Raw genomic sequence first — 19,104 nt, 5'->3', positions numbered from 1 at the left:
CGCCGACCGTTCCGGCCGGCTTTCCTAAGGTCGTCCAACAAGGGGAACACAATGAACAACCGACGCCTCACTCTTACCATCGCCAGCGCACTTTCACTCTTGCTCCCGGCGAGCGGCGCGCTTTCACAGGATGCCAAATTCCAGGAAACGGTGCGGATCCCTGTCTACAACGTCCCGGATTCCGACTTCGTAGACTATGTCTTCGGCCAGGTTCTGCAAAAAGCGGGCTACAATGTCGAGTTCGTCAAGATCGACTACACGGCGCATTTCACCGCTCTCGAGTTCGGCGATGTCGATCTGTCGCCGGCCGTATGGGGAACAAGCAAGGATCTGATCAACAAGACGCTGGAATCAGGGTCGGTCAAGAATGCCGGCTCTGCCGGTGTGGAGACCAAGGAGACCTGGTGGTATCCCACCTATGTCGGCGAGTTGTGCCCTGGTCTTCCCGACTGGAAAGCCCTTAAGGATCCGGCCTGCGTGAAGGCGCTGTCCACATCGACATCAGATGGCAAGATCAACTATCTCGGAACTCCTCCTGACTTCGCAGCCTATGACGATGAGCGCATCAAGGCGCTCGGCCTCGACGTGAAGATCACGCTGCCGGGCACGGTCGGGACGATGGTTGCGACCATGCAGGGGGCGATCCAGAAGAAGGAGCCGATTATCGGCTGGGGGATGACCCCACACTGGCTCTATGGATCGGACCAGGGCCGGTTCATCGAGTTCCCCGAGTTTGACGATCGCTGCCCGACGGACGCCAGCTGGGGCACCAACCCCGACGCCGTCTGGGATTGCGCTCTTTCGACTGGTGATATCGTCAAGCTCTACAATGTGGATTTTGCCGAAAAGGCCCCTGACGTTCTGAAGATCTTCGAGAGTTTCAAGCTGACCTCCGCCGATGTCGCCAAAGGCATAGCCCGTCAGGATATCGACGGTGTCACGCCGGAAACGGCGGCCAAGGAGTGGATCGACGCCAATAACGGGATCTGGTCGTCATGGCTGCAGTAACCGAAGTCAATCAAGCGCCGGCAGCTCCTGCTGCCGGCATCTTCGGCGCGAACGCCACCAAGCTCTTGCTGCTTAGCGCGCTCACGATCTTCGTGCTCGGCTACTTTGCCAGGAGCGTCCTGCCGGAGGGCCTCTATACCTGGCCCCAAGCCTACCGAATTCCCCTTCAGGCAGCAGCGAACGACTGGCTCGATCAATTGCTTCGCCGCACCGAGATTTTCGATCAACCGCTGCGGCTTTATACACGCAGCCTTGGAGAATTGCTCGGCGTGCCGATGCGCTTCATTCAAAGCGCGTTGGCCAATGGCTGGAGTTATGTCGGGGCGGATGGCGCACGTGCCAGCATTCCGCCGCTGCCGTGGATCGTCGTGACCGCCGTTTTCGTCGCTGCGGCCTGGTTTGCAGCCGGGTCTCGGCTCGCCGCCTTCACCCTTGTGACCTTCGTCTATTACGCCGCTTTCGGCCTGTGGAACGAGGCGATGCTGACGCTTGCTTCCGTGTCGGTGACGATTGTTCTCGGTGTCGTGCTCGGCTTGCTGGCAGGTATCGCCCTTTGGCGTTGGCCGCGACTGGAGAAAGTGCTCAATCCCATTTTCGACATCATGCAGACGATACCGCCGTTCAGCTATCTGGTTCCGGTTCTCGTGCTCTTCGGGTTCGGTCCGGTTGCGGCGCTCGTCGCCACCATGATTTTTGCGCTCCCTCCCATGGCCAAGGCAACGGCCTATGCGCTCCGGCGTGTGCCGGCCTCGGTGATCGAGCTCTCGGAGATGACGGGCGCAAGCTTCTGGCAGCAACAGTGGAAGATCCTCATCTCGACCGCTCGCACCGATATCCTGCTTGGCTTGAACCAGCTCGTGATGATGTCGCTCGCCATGGTGATCCTGGCGTCGATGATCGGCGCAGGCGGGCTCGGTGGCGAAGTGTTGAAGGCCCTTCAGTCCTTACGCTTTGGTCGCGGGCTGGAAGCCGGTATTGCCATCACGCTCATGGCCATACAGCTCTACAGTTTCGGTCACGCCGTTGCCACCCGCCGGCCTTCACACGAGGATGGTCAGGAACGCCGCAAGAGATATGCAGTCGTTCTGGCTGTCATTTCACTGTCGGTCGCTCTAGCACTCCTCTCCCCGGCCTTCCGGCAGTTTCCGGAAACCTGGACCGTGTCTTCATCCGATGTCTGGTCGAAAGCGATCGTCTGGTTGAACGGTCACTGGGGATCTTATTTCGAAGCGTTCCGCACTTTCATGACGTTCTGGATCCTGCGTCCGCTTCTGGACGCCATGCAGGGTGTCGGGTGGTTCGCCACCGCGTTGGGCCTCGCGGTTCTCTGCCTGGCATTCAAGCGGCCGCAGGTGGCGCTGCTTTCTGTGCTGATTATCGTGGCGATTTCGGCGATCGGCTATTGGGAAGCGGCGGTGACTACGCTGCATCTCGTCTTCGCTGGCACGCTCCTGTCCCTGATGGTCGGGGTGCCGCTGGGAATGTGGGCATCGTCGTCGCGACGGGTCTACAAGATTACGGATGGCATCGTTACGACACTCCAGACTCTGCCGTCCTTCGTGTATCTGATCCCCATCGTTATGTTGCTTGGACCCGGAGATGTGTCCGGTCTTCTGGCGATCGCGATCTACTCCATGGCGACAACGATCCGTTACGTCTCTCATGCGCTCAAGGAGGTCGACAAGGGGGTCCTGGAGGCAGCCGAAATGTTCGGTGCCAGTTACTGGCAGACCTTCTTCAAGGTGCGCCTCCCGCTTGCCTGGCCGGGCCTGCTCCTGGCGCTCAATCAGACACTGATGATGGCTGTCGGTATGGTTGTCATCACATCGCTCATCGGCACACGCGGTCTGGAACTGGAAACGATCGAAGCCATCGCGAAGGTCCAGGCTGGCCGAAGCCTGGTGGCAGGTCTCGCGATCTGCGCTCTTGCGATCTTGATCGACCGCATCTTGAACGCGGCGGCAGAAAGCTGCTCGCCTGAAAAATCTCGCAAGGCAAGGATCACCGCATGAAAATCTTCAGCCATGGCGGGCATCGCGCGCATGAAGCACGATGCGAGCTTGTTCCGGGAGAACTGGTTCCGACGATCGAAACCGCCGACCGGATAGACCTCGTGTGGGGAGTGCTGGCGGAAAGGGGGTTCAAGGCTCCGGTAGACTGCCTGCCTCTGACGGCAGCGGATCTCCTTGCCATTCATGATCTGGATTACCTGTCATTCCTTGAAACCGCTTGGGACGAATGGACTGCGGGTTTCGGTGACGAACATGACGGCATCGCCTTCGTCTGGCCGCACCGGAACCGCCCGCCGCGCCCTCCAAGGGCTATCGAAGGCAAGCTCGGCTACTACTTCTTCGACGGGGTGAGCCCGGTTACTCAGCATGTCTGGTCCGCGGCGACAGGGGCAGCCGGGGCTGCCCGAAGCGCTGCCGAGCATCTGCTGGCTTCCGGCAAATCGTCATTTGCACTCGTAAGACCGCCGGGCCATCACGCCTGTCGCGACATGGGAGGTGGAACCAGTTACCTCAACCACACGGCGCTCGCAGCCTCGACACTTGCAGCGAGCGGAGCCCGTGTCGCTGTTCTCGACGTGGATGCGCATCACGGCAACGGCACACAAGACATATTCTGGAAGAACTCCGATGTTCTGACAGTGTCGATCCACACGGATCCTGCCGATGATTACCCGTACTTCTCCGGATATGCCGATGAGATCGGAGGTGGAGCCGGTGAGGGGTTTAACCTCAACCTGCCACTCCAGCCCGGCTCAACTATGGAAATCTACTCTGTTGCACTCGACGCCGCGCGCGCCAGGATCCATGACTTCGCCCCCGATTATATTGTGATCGCGCTCGGCGTGGACGGCTACCGGGGCGATCCCTCGGGCAAGCTGAACCTCAGACAAGAGGACTTCTCCCGCATCGGCGAAGCGATCGCGGCGCTGAAGCTACCGAGGATGTTCGTCTTCGAGGGAGGCTATGACAAGGCTGCGCTGGGGGATTGTGTTGCCAGAGTGCTGGAGCCCAGCCGTCGCCTCTAAATCTGGCTCTTCATCTCCGCCCTTCGGGGCATGTGCTCAAAGGGCGGAGACATAGGATTGCCGGAAGCGCTCAATAACCGAGCGCGCATCCATCCATGCGGCTGTCCGATCCGCCGATCAGAACGCCTTCCTTCCAGTCGATCATGATCATCTGCCCGCCGCCGTGGGGCTCCGGTGCAACGACGACCTTGTGGCCCATTTCCTGAAGCCCTCTGATCGCGGCCCCTGGAATTCCGCGTTCGACGATGGTTTCGCCCATGCTGTGGAAGATGCGCGGCTGGTCGATCGCCTCCTGCGGATCAAGGCCGAAATCCGTGACGCCGGTGAGCACATGCGTATGCCCGAAGGGTTGATAGTCCCCGCCCATGACGCCGTAAACCAGATAGGGTCGCCCGTCCTTCAATGTCATGCCGGGCATGATGGTATGGAGGGGGCGCTTGCCGGGTCCGATTGCGTTCGGATGGTCCGGGTTGAGCGAGAAGCCCATGCCCCGGTTCTGCAAGGTGATGCCATAGGTCGGTGACACCCGCGTCGACCCGAAACCCCAGTAGACGGAATTGATGAAACTGACGCAGTTGCGATCACGGTCTACCACGGTGAGATAGACCGTATCGGTTCGGCGCATCAGCGGTGGGGGCAGATGGGCTGCGAAACGGTCCGTGCTGATTTCGGCACGCAGCCGCGCGGCATAGTCCTTGGACAGGATCTCTTCAAAGGGGAAGGAGGCTTTTGATGTATCGCAGACGAAGGCGTCGCGATCGCGATAGGCGAGACGTCCGGCTTCGACTTCCAGGTGAAGCCGCTCGGCGCTCATCGGTTGAAGTTCAGAGAGATCGTAACCTTCCAGGATGTTCAGCATCAGAAGCGCCGTGATGCCCTGGTTGTTTGGCGGGATCTGGCAGACTTCCATGCCGCGATAGGTCGTGCGTACCGGCGTTACATATTCCCCTTGCGTGATCGCAAAGTCATCTTCCGTGTGGTATCCGCCCAGGCCGCGCAGATATTCGACGATTTCTTTCGCAACCGGTCCCTTGTAGAACCCATCTCGGCCGTTTCGAGCAATAAGGTCCAGCGCCTCGGCCAGCCCTGGATTGCGGAAGACTTCACCGGCACGCATCGGCCGGCCCTTGGGCAGGAAAACCTTCATGGCGTTCGGATCGCGCTGCAGACGTGGTGCGTCTTCGATCCAATCGCGGGCTACCCTTGGATGAACCGGGAAGCCATTGCGCGCAAAATCGATAGCCGGCGCCAGAAGCTCGCCGATTTCCTTGCGGCCGTGGTCGGCCACCAGACGCGTCCAGGCATCGATCGCACCGGGAATGGTCACGGCATGGGGACTGTTGTCCTCCACCTGTGTCGCGCCCTCCGGGGCAAGACCGCTGGTGGGCAATCCGCGCGGCGTACGACCGGACCCGTTATAGCCGCTCACCTCATCGGTGCCGTTCTTGCTCATTAGAACAAAACAGTCCCCGCCGATGCCGGTTTGCTGCGGTTCAACCACCGCAAGAACGGCTGCAGCAGCAACTGCGGCGTCGATCGCAGCGCCACCGCTGCGCAGGACTTCGATCGCAACCCTTGTCGCGTGGGGATTGTGGCTGGCTGCCATTCCATTCATCGCCATTGCGGCGGAGCGGCCAGGAAGTTGAAAATCACGCATCGTGAACTCCGTTTTGCAAGAGGCTGGGGCGGCGGCTCTGCCGCACCAGAACGATCTTGCCTTTGCTGTCGCCAGTGATCGTCTCACGCTATCAGAGCAAGGATCATCGGCATATTCTATCGGGTGGACGCCCGTCCGAGCCGGACGAGCGTTGATTTTTGGCAGCTCTTTGGATCAGTGGTCCCGTTTGCCTATGACGCGCGAGAGGAAGGCGGCCGTTCGCTCGTGCTTCGGGGCGGTGAAAAAGACCTCCGGCGGTTCATCCTCGATGATGCGTCCTTCGTGCATCATGATGACCCGATTGGCGACCTCGCGCGCGAAGCCCATCTCATGACTGACGACAATCATTGTCATGCCTTCGCGAGCCAACTCCTTCATGACGTCCAGCACCTCGCCGATCATTTCGGGGTCGAGCGCGCTGGTGGGCTCGTCAAAAAGCATGACCGATGGCCGCATTGCGAGCGCACGTGCAATGGCTACACGTTGTTGTTGTCCGCCGGATAACTGCGAAGGATAGAAGTCTTCCTTGTCCGCAAGCCCGACCCGTGCCAGCAGGGCGCGACCCGTCTGGATTGCCTCCTCGCGACCAATTTTGCGAACATGCACCGGCGCTTCGATGATGTTCTCGAGGGCCGTCAGATGCGGAAAAAGGTGGAACAGCTGGAAGACCATTCCCACTTCGCATCGCTGCCTCGCAATGTTGCGCTCCGTATCCTCGACCATCCGACCATTCTGTTCGCGATAGCCGATCAGATGGCCATTCACCTCGATGCGGCCATTCTGGATCTTCTCCAAATGATTGATGCAACGGATGAAGGTGGTCTTGCCGGATCCCGAAGAGCCCACGATGACGATGACCTCGCCTTTGTAGACGTCGAGATCGATGCCCTTCAGGACGTGTAGGTCGCCGTATCGCTTTTCGACGCCCCGAACCCTGACGATCGGTGTCTGCCTGTTGTCATGCGTATTGGTCATTTCGGCTCCTTGACGGCACCAAACCCAAGCATCCGACGATAGATGGATCCCGCTTTCTTGTAGGCGGCTCGCGCGGCGGGATCTCCGTATCTCCGTTCGATACGAACTTGAATGAAACCCCAGAGTGTGGTCAGGGTCAGGAAGTAGCAGGCAACGACCAGGTACAGTTCGAACACGCGGAATGTCACCGTGGTGACCATCTGCGTGGCCAGGAGCAGTTCCGGCACGCCAATAACGCTGAGAAGGGTGGTGTTCTTCAGCATGGCATTGAACTCATTGCCAAGCGGTGGAATGACGACACGTGCGGCTTGCGGGAGAATTATGCGTCGCATGTAGAGGGGATAGGTCATGCCCAGCGATTTGGAGGCTTCTGCCTGGCCAACGCCTACGGACCCTATACCGGCTCGTATGATCTCGGCCATGTAGGCAGCGGCATTCAGCGTCAGTGCCAAGACGCCGGCCTGGATGTTGCCCGGCAGGACAGCAATACCGAGATCAACGTCTTCAAAGCGGTAGAGACCTGCTGCAGCCAGACCTGTGTAGATGAAAACAATCTGCACGAGCAGCGGTGTGCCCCGAAATGCCCACACGAAGAATCGTGCGGGCAAGTTGAGCGAGCGGTATCTGGAAATCGTCGCGAGTGCCAGAAACAGTCCCAGCACCGTGCCCAGTGCCTGGGCAATGACGCTGATGCTGAGCGTCAGCCAGAGACCGTTCAGATAAACGGTACTCGGCCTGAGCAGATACTCCCAGAAGATACTCGGATCAAAGTTCATGGGTCAGGTCCTATTCGATAGCGTCGGCCCCGAGTTCCCATTTTTCCAGCAGCTTCATGTAGGTTCCATCTTCGCGGATGGAATCGAAGGCCTTCTGAAGCGCACCGACCGTGTCGGCTTCCCCCTTGCGGATCGCCATGCCCGTCTTGATCTTGTTGAAGGGTTCTCCCGCGATGTCAAAGATCTGACCGGCCTTTGTGAAGAAGAAAGCGGCGGTTTCCAGTGTTGTGCCATACGCGTCGACCTGACCAGTCTGCAGTGCCTGGCGCGCGTCGGCGTCCTTCGGGAAGACGACGATGTTGGCTTCCGGCTTGCCGGCTTCCTTGAAAAGCTTGTTCTGCTCATCGAGAAGGCTCTGAATGGTCGTTCCGTTGCCGACGGACACCTTCAGGCCAGAGAGGTCAGCAAGGCCCTTGATGTTCTTCGGGTTGCCCTTCGGGGCCAGCAGGGACTGGCTCGAATACATATAGTTGATGAAGTCGACCACTTCGCGACGCTCCGGCTTGTCGAAGAGCTGGGAGAGAATGGCGTCACACTGCTTTGCCATCAGCGCTGGGATGATGGCACTAAAGGCGACCTCCTTCCATTGCACCTCTAGACCCATCCGCTTGGCCAGTTCCGTTCCAAGTTCAATCTCGAAACCCGTCAGAACCTGGGCCTCGTCATAGAAGCCGAGCGGTGGATTGCCGAACTCTGCGCAAAATGTCAGTTTGCCGGCCTGCGTGAGATTGGCCGGAGGGGCAACGCTTGCTGCATTGGCGGTGCCTGCCATGAGCATCAGCGCGATGGCGCTGATCAGTTTAAGCGGTGAACGCTTCATGTCGATGTTCTCCTTCTGGATTTTCTTCGCGCGGAGGCTTCTGCATCTCGAGCGAGAGACCATTTTTATTTTATTGGTGGGCACTTACATTTGGCCGAGGCATAGCTGGCCAGGTTGAGGCAGCGAGGGTGGGGGAGCCTAAGTCTCGCGCTATGACGGCCGCAAGCTTTGCCAATAGATGATCGAACATGGGCATTTCGGGCCCTCGCCAATCACCTGCACGCGACGTCCGATCGCTTGTTGCGGATGCCCCAACCACTCTGCAACAGAAGGATGATAGCTCCGCGATGTCCCGCATTACTTAGTGAATTCTCGTAGTATGGACGGGGATTTTTCCGACTTTCGGCAGTGTCTTGGTGTGCGCGAACGCGACCGGAAGCCGGCTGCGAAGCCGCAATTCGCGGTCAAGGGCTGAAACGATGAGAGGCGCCCGAAGCCGCAGTGATCGCGCGCAAGGTTGGGCTGCCCTGCTCTGGCAGGGTTTCAGTGGCTCTGCAAGAGAACCGCCGTCAAAACGAAGCAGGTGCGGCCAGCAGGGAAGGCGCAGTATCAGGCAAAATCTGAGGCGTTCCCGCCGTTGACTTGGCTTTGTCTCAGGTGCCTTTTGTCCTCAAGTCTGCGGGTATCTCGCCAATGGCTTGATCGAGTGTCTCAAGGCATCGCGCAACGTCTGCCAGGCTGAAGACCAGAGGCGGGCGGATCTTGATGATGTTTCCGAACGGCCTGTCGACGAGACGAGCACGCCAAGCGATTTCAGCCGTTCACGAACCCAACGTGCGGCAAGCTTTGCTGGAGCCTTCGTTTCGTGGTCGATCACCAGCTCGACGCCGATGAACAATCCTCGACCGTGGATGTGGCCGATGATGTCATGCCGGCTCATCAACGCTTCCAGACCCTGTCGCAGGCTTTGACTCTACGTTACGACAAGGTGCTGTCCATTGTCGATCCGACCGAGATCTCGCAGCCACTGGCTGGGCAGAAGGTCGTCGTCTGTGGTTACCCGGACGGCAGGCTGGAGATCATGCATCACAGCTTTTCCGTGCCCTACAGAGCTTTCGACAGATTAGGGTCTGTGCATCGAGCACAGGTCGTCGACAATAAGCGGCTGGATGACATGCTGTCGATCGTAGCTTCGATGCAGGCCAGGCGCGAACTTGAGCGTAGCAGGAGCGGCCCATCCCGGACGGGTCAGCAAGATCATATGTTTGGCATTCGGGACGGCAGCATTGGAAACGGTTACCAGAAACGTGGCCGCAAGCCCGGCCGTCGGACGAATTTCATGAACGATCCGGAAGTCATCGCCAAAAGGAAGAAGGCTTTGGCGCGCATGGAAGCCGCAGAATGACGTGAGCCAGTCTCAAAGCTAAAGCCGAAGAGGTGCGCCCCCACCCGCCCCGATCTGATCTTGCAAGCGGGTCTGCCGCTCAGATCGGGGCTGATCGGCAGCGCCAGTGCCGCGTTTCTAACTGGCTGGTAAGCACGCGTCTATAACCAGCTTTGACAAAGGCTAGTTTTAGCCATCTCGACGCGATCTTTATGCAAATCTTTGTGCAATCAGGCCCCCCGCAACCAGTTTAAACAGGAAAAACCCACCGCCTCCGCATCACCGGGGCGGCTTTGCGTTTGGACGCCACAAAATCCGGCAAGGCCTCGCAGGCCGCGACCACAACCTTTGCCCGGGATCTAGAGTGCCGCCCGACCAGTCCGAGCAGGGCTCTTGTCCTAGCCCAGCGACATGCGGCAATAGCGGCAACTGTCGCGGTAGACGGTGACAGGGCGGCCGTCGCAGGTCGCGGCGATCCGCAGCCGTTCGGGCAGGCGCGGATCGGCGCCAATGCGGAACATGTTCTCGCCGATCGGGACGAGTTCCATATCGGGATCGGGTCCCTCCACCCCGCCCGGTGATAACAGAAAGGGACGGCCCTCGCGCAGCACGATGCGGAATGTGGGGGACCACGGGAAATAGCTGCGATAGCGGCCGACGAGGGCGGCGTGCTGCGGGCGCGGCGCTGTCACCGGAAGGGCATGGGCCGCGCCGGCCGACCGGTAGAGCCGCCCGCCGAAGCTCCATGCACGGCTTGGATGGTCGAAGCTGAGGTGGAAGCGCTCCATGGCCGGATGGTCCGTCGTGAGGCGTGCGTCACCCGATCGCGCACAGCAGCATTGGGCGGTCAGGGCTCGATGACGATCGCCGCAGTAACTTTCTAAGCTCCTGTATAGCAGAAACCTCGCGTTTAGCGGTATCTGAAGCGATAGAGACGCCACAGAACACAATTCGCCAGATCAGCGCACTCACGCGCCCGTCTCAGTTTCCCGCCAGATATCTGCCACCATTTCACGCATCAGAAGAGCATCACTCCATCGGTCGGATATGTCGTTTCCATCTGCTCCCGTGATCGCGTAGGGCTTGGGGCCGAGCTCACAGACGAAGGGCAGAACAGCATCGGCAGCGGCGCGGTGCCGCCAGCTCCGGAATCCCAGGCGCCACCATCCGAGGAACAGATCCACCCATTGCCGATGATGGGGAAAGGAGACCTCGACCTGAATCTGCTCGCGGCTCGCCACTCGACCGTGAAACGCCCATGAATTGTCGAGGATCCGCTCGATTTGTGAATGGCTTTCCTCCGGAACGGGCCAGGCAAATTCGCGACCGACGAGATAATGCGACAGGTCTGCCAGCAAAGGCAGGTCCGGCATGGCCTCCAAAAGATCCAGCGTGAAATGCAGATCCGTCGTCATACGGTCGCGATGGGTTTCGATGAGGACGGGAAAGCTCACTTCTTCTGCCAGGCGCATCCAACCCTCTAGGATCGGGATGCATTCTGACACCGTGCGGGGACGGATGTCCGCGTGGAGATCGATGTGTCCCACTCCGAATTCAGCAGCGATCTCAAGTACGGGCTTGAGATCGTCGACCGTGCTGACAAAGCATTGCCCCTCGTAATAGGTGCACCCCTTCGGTAGAAGACCAGCGATCCGCCGCACCTTCTCGCGATCGTGACAATGGGCACTCACACCACCGAAACCCGCCTCGGCGATTTTTGCAATATTCTCTTCAAGGGATCGCTCGAAGCCGTCCGTATGGCGGCGCTCCATTGCCCAAAGGGATTGTAGGAAGACCAGTTCTTGCATCTGCGACCCTGTTACGTCAGTTCTTCATGACTTAAGAGACTGCTCTCTGAAGCAGGAGTCAAGCGCTTAACCTGGATCAATTCGCATAAGTTAAGCGCTTGACGATCGTTAGGTGTGGTGTATGATCCGCTATAAGGTCAGCGGGGGAGGCAGAGCCTTATGAGAAAACCGCGAGTGAAAGCGCTTGATGTTGCCAGGGCTGCGGATGTCTCAACGGCAACCGTCTCGCTGGTGATGAACGGCAAGGCCGAGAAGCGTGTTCCTCTTGAAACCCGCCAGCGTGTGCTTAAGGTCGCCGCAGACCTCGGATATACCGTGGATCTGAGGGCGCGGGGTCTGGCGACCGGAACAAGCCGCCTCATCGGCTTTCTCGTTCCCAACAGCGTCGGCAATCCGTTTTTTGGCGCCCTTCACATGGAGTTGTTGCGGGAGTTGGGGAGCAGCTATCAGGTGCTGACCGTGGCAACCGATGTGGGCGAGGAGGTTGCGAGACGGAATATCGAGCAGCTTCTGGCGATGGGGATCGATGCGCTCGTGGCGATGTCGGTCGATAGCGCCTATTTGCGCCCGATCCAGTCGGACATACCGATGATCCTCATTGACACCGATCGCTTCGGCCCGGGTGTCGCGGCGCTGAATTTCGCGGTGGAGAAGGGCGCGCGGGATTTGGCGGAACATCTCGTCGAGCTCGGTCACCGACGGATCATCTATGTCGAGGCGACCACGCGGTCGCGCACATTTCCCGCTCGCCGTAATGCGCTCTTTACGGCTCTGGAAGAGGCCGGCGTCGCGCCCCCGGCGGTGATCGAGACCGACATCGACATGCTGGATGCGGAGCGCGTTGCTCAACCGCTGCTTCGTAAATGGAGCAATGATGGAGTGACGGCGATCATCTGCGCAACAGATCTGCAGGCCTACGGCGTGCTTACCGCAATGAAGTCCGAAAACATTTCGGTCCCCCACGAAATGTCTATCGCAGGCTTCGACGACCTTCCCTTCTCGCGGGTCGTAGAGCCTCAACTCACATCCGTTCGCCTCCCGGGCGACGCGCTCGCTCGCGGTGCTGTGGCGGAGCTTCGCGGATTGCTCGATCGAAAGTCTGCCCGCATCGCCAGCATCGTTATCGATGTTGAACTGCAGCGACGTGGATCCACAGCCCGGGCGCGCTCGACCCCCTGAACCCCTTTAGAAGATGCCAAAGAAGGATTCCTGTCCGATTAGTTAAGCGCTTAACTTAAGTAGATTGCGATGCTGGACCCATTGGAGAGAGAAATGACGAAGATGCATTTGAAGGTCGATCTGGACGCCTGCCAGGGGCATGGGCTCTGCTATTTCGCGGCCGAGGCGCTCTACGAAATCCGCGACAGCGACGGTCGCGCGATTGTCCTGCTGGACCCCGTCCCCGAGGACATGCACGCCGCTGCGCGAAAATCTGCAGAGGTCTGTCCGGAGAGGGCGATCACTATCATCGAGGAATGAGACGAGCCACGTTCATTGGCCGCGTGACCACATTTTGAGGGAATAATCCTGGTGACCATCGTAGACTTTGATCACAACAGCAGAGAACATGTCGACAAGGCCTACGAAACCTATCGACGACACCGTTCGGAATGTCCGGTGGCCTGGACAGAAAGCCATGGCGGCTACTGGGTTCTGGCGGGTTACGACGAGGTCTTTCAGGTTGCGCGCGACGACCATACTTTCTCTTCCACGAAGGGGGCGGTGGTTCCCAGCACCGATGTCGGCCAGTTGCTGCCCATCATGGCAGATCCGCCTGAACTGGAGCGCTACCGGACATTGATCAATCCGTTCCTGACGCCCAAGGCGGTCAAGGAACAGGAGGCGTTCATCCGTGAGATCACGGACGAGGCCATCGATTCATGGATCGAGACGGGTTCGGCCGACCTCGTCATGGATCTTGCGAACCCGATCCCCGCAAAACTGACCATGCGGCTTCTTGGTCTCGATCCCGCCGAGTGGCGCATGTTTGCGGAGCCGCTGCACGATGTGATGTACACCCGTCCCGGCACGCCTGAAAACGAAGATGGTCAGCGGCGCGTTCTCTCTTTTTCGCAGAAGATCATCGAAGAAGTGGACACGCGGATCGCCACGCCGAAAGACGATATGATCTCGCGCCTGCTTGCCTCCGAGTACAATGGCGTCAAGACATCCCGTCAGGAAGTCATCGACCTGGCGCGAATGGTCATTTTCGGCGGGATGGATACCGTGGTTGCCGCCCTTGGCAACATCTTCCTGCAGCTGGATCGACATCCCGACATTCGCCGTAGGCTCATCGAGGACAGAGGTCTTCTTCCGACGGCAATCGAAGAGTTTCTGCGGTTCGAGGCGCCGATCCAGGGCTTTGGCCGATACGTGACGCGCGACACATGCATCGGAACCCAGTCGATCAAGGCCGGTGAAACCGTCTTCATGCTGTGGGCCAGCGCCAATCGCGATGAAAAGGTGTTTGGGAACAATGCCGACGAACTGGACATCGAACGGATGCCCAACCGGCACCTGACGTTCGGTGTTGGCGGACATCGTTGCCAGGGTTCGACGGTGGCGCGCACCGAATTGCGGATCGTGCTGGACCGTGTGCTGGAGCGAATCCCCGACTATAAGGTGGTTTGGGACAAGGTCGTGGGGCCCGACACGATTGGGTCCTCGTATGGCCAGCGGTCCGTCCCGGTCACCTTCACTCCCGGCAACAAGCTGAACGCATAGGTGCCGCGGTGACAGATTTGACCGCTGCGACACATCTGGCATCGAAGCGCATAGCGATCGTCGGCGCATCCGTTGCGGGTGTCGCTGCTGCCGAAGCCCTCTCGAAAGCGGAGTTCAAAGGGTCGATTGACGTTTTCGATGCCGACCCTGAGCTTCCTTACGATCGTCCGCCTCTCTCCAAGCAGTTCGCCTCGGGCGATTGGAATGAAGAGAAACTGCGGTTTCATGATCAGGCCTGGTGGCAGGAGATCGGTGCGACGCTGCGGCTCGGTTGCAGGGTTGCAGGGTTGGAGGCCAGCGGACGGCGATTGCGTCTTGCCGACGGTTCCAGGGTCGAAAACGACGGTCTTGTCATCGCGACGGGAGCGGAACCTGTCACGCTCGAATGTCTTGCGGGACGTCGAAACGTTTCGGCCCTGCGCACCTTGGCAGATGGGCGCCTCTTGGGCGAGGCGCTCCGCAACGCGCACCATCTCGCGATCATCGGTAGCGGGTTCATCGGCCTTGAGGTGGCGGCCATCGCGTCGTCGCTCGGCTTGAAGGTCACCGTCATCGAGATGTCGGCCATGCCCATGGGGGCAAGGCTTGGCGTTGAGGTGGCGAAGCGCATTTTGAGCCTGCATGAGAGACACGGAATACGATTCCGCTGCGGCCGGACCGTCGTCTCGGCCGACGGCAGCGCCGAAGTCAGGTCGCTGACGCTTGACGATGGAACGACCGTCAACACCGATCATGTCCTGGTCGGCGTCGGCGTGAGACCGGCGCTCGAATGGCTTCGGCATTCGGGGATCGTGATCGATAACGGGATCTTCTGTGACGCCCATGGCCGGACCAGCCTGCCTGCGGTCTACGCAGCCGGGGATGCAGCATCCTGGATGAATCCTCTTTTCGCTGAGCAGATGCGGGTGGAACATTGGACCACCGCGCGCGAACAGGGGCAGCATCTGGCCCCGTATCTCCTCCGGGAGCTCTATGGTGGATCTGCAGAGCAAGCGTCGTTCGAACACGTTCCCTATGTCTGGTCGGATCAATACGGCCTGAAAATCCAGATCGTCGGCCGTTTCATGCCTTCGGACACGTTCCGCGTCGATCACGATGAACCCGATAGTGGCCGGTTCGCAGGCAGTTATTGGCGTGGCGACAAGCTCCGCGGCGGGGTCGCGATCAACATGCCGAAGCAGATCATGTCCTATCGTAAGGAGATACTTTCGCAGTTCAAGAGCATGTGAAAACTGGCCGCTCGCACGTCCGCGATCCCAGTCAGCTTTCATGAATCAAGAGCCAAAACGGATCGTCAGTCCATTGGATCAAGACGAACCAGGGGAACCAACAATGTCCAATGTGACAAGACCTGCGCTTGAATGTCGTGATGTTACCGTCCGGTTCGGCCCGACAACGGCGCTCGAGGATGTGAGTGTAGCCTTCGCTGCCGGCGAGATTCATGCGGTGGTCGGTCAGAACGGGGCAGGGAAGACTACCTTTGCCCGCACTGCTGCAGGTCTCTTGCAGCCGAGCTCGGGTGGCGTGGATGTATTGGGACGCGAGGTTCGCCCAGGTGATGTCGGCGAAAGCCGTGCGGCGGGCGTGGAGTTGGTCCACCAGAGCTTTGCGCTTCCTCCGTCCTTCAGTGTTGCAGAGGTCATGGAGTTCGGCGCGACAGGGAAGGGTCGCATCTACAGCCGCGGCGCTCTCGCCGAAAAGTGGCGCAAGCATCTCGCCGATCTCGACATTCAGGTCGATCTCCACCGGAAGGTTGCCGATCTTCCAATCGAAACCCAGCAGAGCATAGAGATTGCACGCGCACTCATAACGGAGGCCAAGGTGCTGATCCTTGATGAGCCGACTGCCGTGCTTTCTCCCACTGGGATTGATACGCTTTTTGCGCGGGTGCGTCGTCTCAAGTCGCGGGGCGTCACAGTCATCCTCATTCTGCACAAGATCGCAGAGGTTCTCGCCATCGCCGACACCGTCACAGTCCTGCGTGGCGGCCGAAAGGTATGTGGACCGCTCGACGGGCGGGAAGTTTCCGGCGACGAGTTGGCCAGCTTGATCGTCGGCGATGCGCCGTCCAAGTCGCAGAGCGCGAATGATGGCGATAGAGCAAGTGCAGAAGCGGGTGTGTCCGGCGATGCGCCGCATCCGGTGCCGGTGTTTGCCGGAGCTCCGGCGCTGGAACTTCGTAACGTGTCGACCCGGCCCGACAGAGAAGGCGTTGCGCTCGATGCGGTCCGTCTAAAGATCCGTCCTGGCGAGATCGTGGGAGTGGCGGGCGTCGAGGGAAACGGTCAGAGAACGCTGGTTCGCGCGATCGCTGCGCTGGTCGATCTGGGCGAGGGCACCATATCGCTTTCCGGTCTCGACGTGACGTCGAAGCCGCTCGCGGCACGGCGCAATGCCGGCCTGCGGATCATCCCCTTCGAACGCAATGTTGAAGGTTTGAGCCTCACAAGTTCGCTGTGGGAGAACTGGAGCACGCGCAAACTGCTTCAGGGCAGTCTGCTGCGCTTCATCCGACCTTCCGCCGTCCGCACCGCCTGCGATGCGTCTCTTGACGGTTGGGGCGTTCACTATCGGAACTCCGGCCAGAAGGCTGGGTCGCTGTCGGGCGGCAATGCACAGAAGGTCATTCTGGCACGGGAGGTCGATGGTGATGCCAAGCTCATCATCGCCGCCCAGCCGACACGTGGCCTCGATATCGGAGCCACGGCCTTCGTCTGGCAGTCGCTGCGCGCGGCCCGTGATCGCGGGGCTGCCATCCTCCTGATCTCGTCTGACCTCGATGAGATTTTCGATATTTCCGACCGTGTTGTCGTGATGCTGTCCGGCCGGATCAGCGGCGAATTTCTCCCTCCCTACGATATCCACGCGGTGGGTGCAGCAATGACCGGCACAGCGATGAAGGCGACAGCATGAGAGACAGCCTTTTCACCGTCGGCCGCAGCCTGATCTTCGTTGCGCTTGCGCTCGGGCTCTGCGCCGGCGTGTTCCAGATGGCCGGTTACAGCGCGCCAGACATGCTCTGGTCGGTCGCGGAGGGTGCCTTCCTTCGGGACGGCGCCATTGTCCAGGATCTGCGATGGGCCTTGCCGCTCTTCATCACGGCCGTCGGCGTGTCGATTTCCTTCCGCGCCGGGTTCTTCAATATTGGTGCGCAAGGCCAGTTTTACCTCGGCGCGATCGCATCTGCCTTCGCGGCGGAGTTCCTCAGAGGCAGTCCCGCATTCGCCGCCATTCCCCTGATCCTTCTCGCCGGCGTCGTGGGTGGCGCGCTTTGGGGCCTTTGGCCTGGTCTGTTGCGGGTGCGGTCCGGGACCGACGAAGTGATCACGACATTGATGGGCAATTTTCTGGCGACACTGTTGCTGCTCTATGTGACATCCGGGCCGCTCAAGGATCCCTCCGGTTCCGGCCAGCAGGCATCGACCCGGCCTCTCGATCCTGCCTACCGGATCTCGGACTCCCTCGGCCTTTCGCCAACGATCATCGCCATCGCCCTCATCATCGGACTCGTCATGTGGCTTCTGGTGAACCGCACGGCCTTCGGCATCTTGGCCGGTCTCGCCGGCCGTAACGGCACGATGTTGACGTGGCAGGGCGGGCAACTGTGGAGATTCGGGCTGTCCAGCTTCGTCTTGTCCGGGGCGCTTGCCGGTCTGGCGGGTGCGATCGAATTCATGGGTCCAAACGGGCGCGTCGTCTCCGGCTTCCTTCCGGCGCATGGCTTCACCGCCATCCTGATCGCCCTGGTCGCCAACCTTTCCATCGTCGGAACGGCTGTCACGGCCCTCTTTTTCGGCGGCCTTGCCTCTGCCGCGCTCTACCTGCCCGTCATGGCCGGGCTCCCGGCCTCCGCGATCGACATCATCAATGCGGCAATAGCGTTGTTCATCACCGCACGATCAAAGTTCATCGACAGGCTGTTCGGTTCGAGAGCACCCGATGCAGGGGGGGCCTCGAAATGAACGAGATCATTATCGGAGTGCTCCGGTCAGGAACGCCGCTGGTCTACGTCACTCTGGCCGGCGTGATTGCCCAGCGTGCGGGTATCTGGAATCTTGGCCTTGAAGGGCTGATGATCATGGGTGCCTGTGCCACGATCCTCGGCATCATGCTGACCCATTCCGTGGTCGCGGCTCTGCTGATTGCCATGCTGATCTGCGTTCTGGCTTCCGTGCTGCTCTGGTTCGTCATCGATCGTCTGAAGGCAAATCCCATCATTGCGGGTCTTGGCCTCACCGGACTCGGCATAGGCGGAACCGGCCTAGCGATCGAATCGATCTTCGGCAGCCAAGCGACGGTGACCGCGCCGTTCGGCCTGCCGAAGCTGGGTCCATTTTTTGGCGCCTACGGCGTACTGTCCGTCGCCGTCGCGGCTTTGCCGTTCGTCGTATTCGGCATGTGGATCTTGCTGCGCCGGACCCGCTTCGGATTGCAGCTTGCGGCTTCGGGGGAGCATCCATTCGCGGCCCGGAGCGTCGGGATCAACCCGTCTCGCATGCGGCTGATAGCACTGGCGATCGGTGGCGTGCTGTGTGCGATTGGCGGTGCGGAACTCTCCGCCGGCAGCCTGCAGTTCTTCGCTCAGGGCATGACGGCAGGTCGTGGCTTCATTGCTTTCGCTGCCGTCATCCTGGGTGCGGCTCATCCGCTGGCCGCGACTTTGGCTGCGCTGTTTTTCGCCGTGGTGGGCGCCTTGGGCATTCGGGCTCAGTTGATGTTCGGCGACAGGGTGCCTCGCGACCTCCTGCAGGCGTTGCCCTACCTGGCGACCATCTTCGGCATCTGGTTCTCCGGCAAGGTCCGGGGCGGCGCAAAGGCGACGGGCAGCTTCGCCGAACTCAAGGATCCTTAGAAAGCAGCGAAATAGCGGTGGGACGCAAGAGCGTCATTCTCAGCGGGGCAAAGAGCATTCAGCCGCCATCCTGAAAGACCAGCATCGTCCCGGGGCGGCGGGTGGGTGCAGAAAACACCAACA

Annotated in this window: 17 protein-coding genes and 1 pseudogene; 11 read left to right on the top strand and 7 right to left on the bottom strand. The window is 60.0% G+C overall.

All coding sequences use genetic code 11. The annotated features are described in order from the left end of the window. The first annotated feature begins 51 nt into the window (after positions 1-51). The 3 genes from H6M51_RS20620 to H6M51_RS20610 are packed head-to-tail and all read left to right on the top strand — an operon-like array spanning position 52 to position 4,045. The gene (locus H6M51_RS20620; protein WP_185811682.1) at positions 52-1,008 is read left to right on the top strand and encodes an ABC transporter substrate-binding protein; all 957 of its coding nucleotides are present in this window, start codon (positions 52-54) and stop codon (positions 1,006-1,008) included. Continuing rightward, positions 996-3,020 carry a proline/glycine betaine ABC transporter permease gene (locus H6M51_RS20615; protein WP_185811681.1) on the top strand — a complete coding sequence of 675 codons (2,025 nt, stop codon included), beginning with the start codon at positions 996-998 and terminating at the stop codon, positions 3,018-3,020. Before H6M51_RS20620 ends, H6M51_RS20615 begins: the two co-directional genes overlap by 13 nt. Then, positions 3,017-4,045 carry a histone deacetylase family protein gene (locus H6M51_RS20610; RefSeq protein ID WP_185811680.1) on the top strand — a complete coding sequence of 343 codons (1,029 nt, stop codon included), beginning with the start codon at positions 3,017-3,019 and terminating at the stop codon, positions 4,043-4,045. The genes H6M51_RS20615 and H6M51_RS20610 overlap by 4 nt, the downstream gene beginning before the upstream one ends. 70 nt (positions 4,046-4,115) lie before the next feature. Here H6M51_RS20610 and ggt read toward each other — a convergent pair whose 3' ends face one another. The 5 genes from ggt to H6M51_RS20585 form a co-directional block, all read right to left on the bottom strand. Continuing rightward, positions 4,116-5,702 (bottom strand): gamma-glutamyltransferase, encoded by a 1,587-nt coding sequence (gene ggt, locus H6M51_RS20605; RefSeq protein ID WP_185811679.1) that lies wholly within the window; start codon positions 5,700-5,702, stop codon positions 4,116-4,118. Between the two features lie 174 nt (positions 5,703-5,876). Next, positions 5,877-6,677, bottom strand: coding sequence for an amino acid ABC transporter ATP-binding protein (locus tag H6M51_RS20600; RefSeq protein ID WP_185811678.1), 801 nt, complete (start codon positions 6,675-6,677; stop codon positions 5,877-5,879). Further along, the gene (locus H6M51_RS20595) at positions 6,674-7,453 is read right to left on the bottom strand and encodes an amino acid ABC transporter permease (protein WP_185811677.1); all 780 of its coding nucleotides are present in this window, start codon (positions 7,451-7,453) and stop codon (positions 6,674-6,676) included. Before H6M51_RS20595 ends, H6M51_RS20600 begins: the two co-directional genes overlap by 4 nt. Positions 7,454-7,463: 10 nt before the next feature. After that, positions 7,464-8,273, bottom strand: coding sequence for an ABC transporter substrate-binding protein (locus tag H6M51_RS20590; protein WP_185811676.1), 810 nt, complete (start codon positions 8,271-8,273; stop codon positions 7,464-7,466). Positions 8,274-8,883: 610 nt separating this feature from the next. Further along, the gene (locus H6M51_RS20585; protein WP_185811675.1) at positions 8,884-9,153 is read right to left on the bottom strand and encodes a hypothetical protein; all 270 of its coding nucleotides are present in this window, start codon (positions 9,151-9,153) and stop codon (positions 8,884-8,886) included. A gap of 9 nt (positions 9,154-9,162) precedes the next feature. Between H6M51_RS20585 and H6M51_RS20580 the strand changes: the two are divergent. Then, positions 9,163-9,618: pseudogene (locus H6M51_RS20580) on the top strand (ISNCY family transposase); the annotation flags it as partial. Between the two features lie 377 nt (positions 9,619-9,995). On the opposite strand, the gene H6M51_RS20575 reads toward H6M51_RS20580, so the two are convergent. Together H6M51_RS20575 and H6M51_RS20570 are read right to left on the bottom strand one after the other, a co-directional pair. Then, complete coding sequence (locus tag H6M51_RS20575) at positions 9,996-10,385, bottom strand: hypothetical protein (RefSeq protein WP_185811674.1); 390 nt, start codon at positions 10,383-10,385, stop codon at positions 9,996-9,998. Between the two features lie 180 nt (positions 10,386-10,565). After that, the gene (locus H6M51_RS20570) at positions 10,566-11,405 is read right to left on the bottom strand and encodes a sugar phosphate isomerase/epimerase (RefSeq protein WP_185811673.1); all 840 of its coding nucleotides are present in this window, start codon (positions 11,403-11,405) and stop codon (positions 10,566-10,568) included. Positions 11,406-11,579: 174 nt separating this feature from the next. On the opposite strand from H6M51_RS20570, the gene H6M51_RS20565 reads away from it, so the two are divergent. The 7 genes from H6M51_RS20565 to H6M51_RS20535 all read left to right on the top strand — a co-directional run bounded on the left by H6M51_RS20565 (position 11,580) and on the right by H6M51_RS20535 (position 18,981). Further along, positions 11,580-12,584: a LacI family DNA-binding transcriptional regulator gene (locus tag H6M51_RS20565; RefSeq protein ID WP_185811672.1), complete on the top strand. Its 1,005-nt coding sequence runs from the start codon at positions 11,580-11,582 to the stop codon at positions 12,582-12,584. A 93-nt stretch (positions 12,585-12,677) separates the two neighbouring features. Beyond that, a complete protein-coding gene (locus H6M51_RS20560) occupies positions 12,678-12,884 on the top strand; it encodes a ferredoxin (protein ID WP_210314896.1) in 207 nt (68 codons plus the stop codon). 51 nt (positions 12,885-12,935) lie between these two features. Further along, positions 12,936-14,129 carry a cytochrome P450 gene (locus H6M51_RS24990; protein ID WP_185811671.1) on the top strand — a complete coding sequence of 398 codons (1,194 nt, stop codon included), beginning with the start codon at positions 12,936-12,938 and terminating at the stop codon, positions 14,127-14,129. Between the two features lie 8 nt (positions 14,130-14,137). After that, entirely contained in the window at positions 14,138-15,358 is a 1,221-nt protein-coding gene (locus H6M51_RS20550; RefSeq protein ID WP_185811670.1) for an FAD-dependent oxidoreductase, read from the top strand. A 103-nt stretch (positions 15,359-15,461) separates the two neighbouring features. Continuing rightward, a complete protein-coding gene (locus H6M51_RS20545) occupies positions 15,462-17,042 on the top strand; it encodes an ABC transporter ATP-binding protein (RefSeq protein WP_185811669.1) in 1,581 nt (526 codons plus the stop codon). Then, positions 17,039-18,091 carry an ABC transporter permease gene (locus tag H6M51_RS20540; protein WP_185811668.1) on the top strand — a complete coding sequence of 351 codons (1,053 nt, stop codon included), beginning with the start codon at positions 17,039-17,041 and terminating at the stop codon, positions 18,089-18,091. The genes H6M51_RS20545 and H6M51_RS20540 overlap by 4 nt, the downstream gene beginning before the upstream one ends. After that, positions 18,088-18,981, top strand: coding sequence for an ABC transporter permease (locus tag H6M51_RS20535; protein WP_185811667.1), 894 nt, complete (start codon positions 18,088-18,090; stop codon positions 18,979-18,981). Before H6M51_RS20540 ends, H6M51_RS20535 begins: the two co-directional genes overlap by 4 nt. The last annotated feature ends 123 nt before the right edge of the window (positions 18,982-19,104 follow it).

Source organism: Rhizobium sp. AQ_MP, assembly GCF_014237835.1.
Classification (GTDB): Bacteria; Pseudomonadota; Alphaproteobacteria; order Rhizobiales; family Rhizobiaceae; genus Allorhizobium.
This window is presented reverse-complemented; position numbering and strand designations above follow the sequence as displayed.

Bases quoted from the DNA above. Each gene is read 5' to 3' on its own strand.
- H6M51_RS20620 (WP_185811682.1), top strand. From the start codon at position 52: ATGAACAACCGACGCCTCACTCTTACCATCGCCAGCGCACTTTCACTC.
- H6M51_RS20615 (WP_185811681.1), top strand. From the start codon at position 996: ATGGCTGCAGTAACCGAAGTCAATCAAGCGCCGGCAGCTCCTGCTGCC.
- H6M51_RS20610 (WP_185811680.1), top strand. From the start codon at position 3,017: ATGAAAATCTTCAGCCATGGCGGGCATCGCGCGCATGAAGCACGATGC.
- ggt (WP_185811679.1), bottom strand. From the start codon at position 5,702: ATGCGTGATTTTCAACTTCCTGGCCGCTCCGCCGCAATGGCGATGAAT.
- H6M51_RS20600 (WP_185811678.1), bottom strand. From the start codon at position 6,677: ATGACCAATACGCATGACAACAGGCAGACACCGATCGTCAGGGTTCGG.
- H6M51_RS20595 (WP_185811677.1), bottom strand. From the start codon at position 7,453: ATGAACTTTGATCCGAGTATCTTCTGGGAGTATCTGCTCAGGCCGAGT.
- H6M51_RS20590 (WP_185811676.1), bottom strand. From the start codon at position 8,273: ATGAAGCGTTCACCGCTTAAACTGATCAGCGCCATCGCGCTGATGCTC.
- H6M51_RS20585 (WP_185811675.1), bottom strand. From the start codon at position 9,153: ATGAGCCGGCATGACATCATCGGCCACATCCACGGTCGAGGATTGTTC.
- H6M51_RS20575 (WP_185811674.1), bottom strand. From the start codon at position 10,385: ATGGAGCGCTTCCACCTCAGCTTCGACCATCCAAGCCGTGCATGGAGC.
- H6M51_RS20570 (WP_185811673.1), bottom strand. From the start codon at position 11,405: ATGCAAGAACTGGTCTTCCTACAATCCCTTTGGGCAATGGAGCGCCGC.
- H6M51_RS20560 (WP_210314896.1), top strand. From the start codon at position 12,678: ATGACGAAGATGCATTTGAAGGTCGATCTGGACGCCTGCCAGGGGCAT.
- H6M51_RS20545 (WP_185811669.1), top strand. From the start codon at position 15,462: ATGTCCAATGTGACAAGACCTGCGCTTGAATGTCGTGATGTTACCGTC.
- H6M51_RS20540 (WP_185811668.1), top strand. From the start codon at position 17,039: ATGAGAGACAGCCTTTTCACCGTCGGCCGCAGCCTGATCTTCGTTGCG.
- H6M51_RS20535 (WP_185811667.1), top strand. From the start codon at position 18,088: ATGAACGAGATCATTATCGGAGTGCTCCGGTCAGGAACGCCGCTGGTC.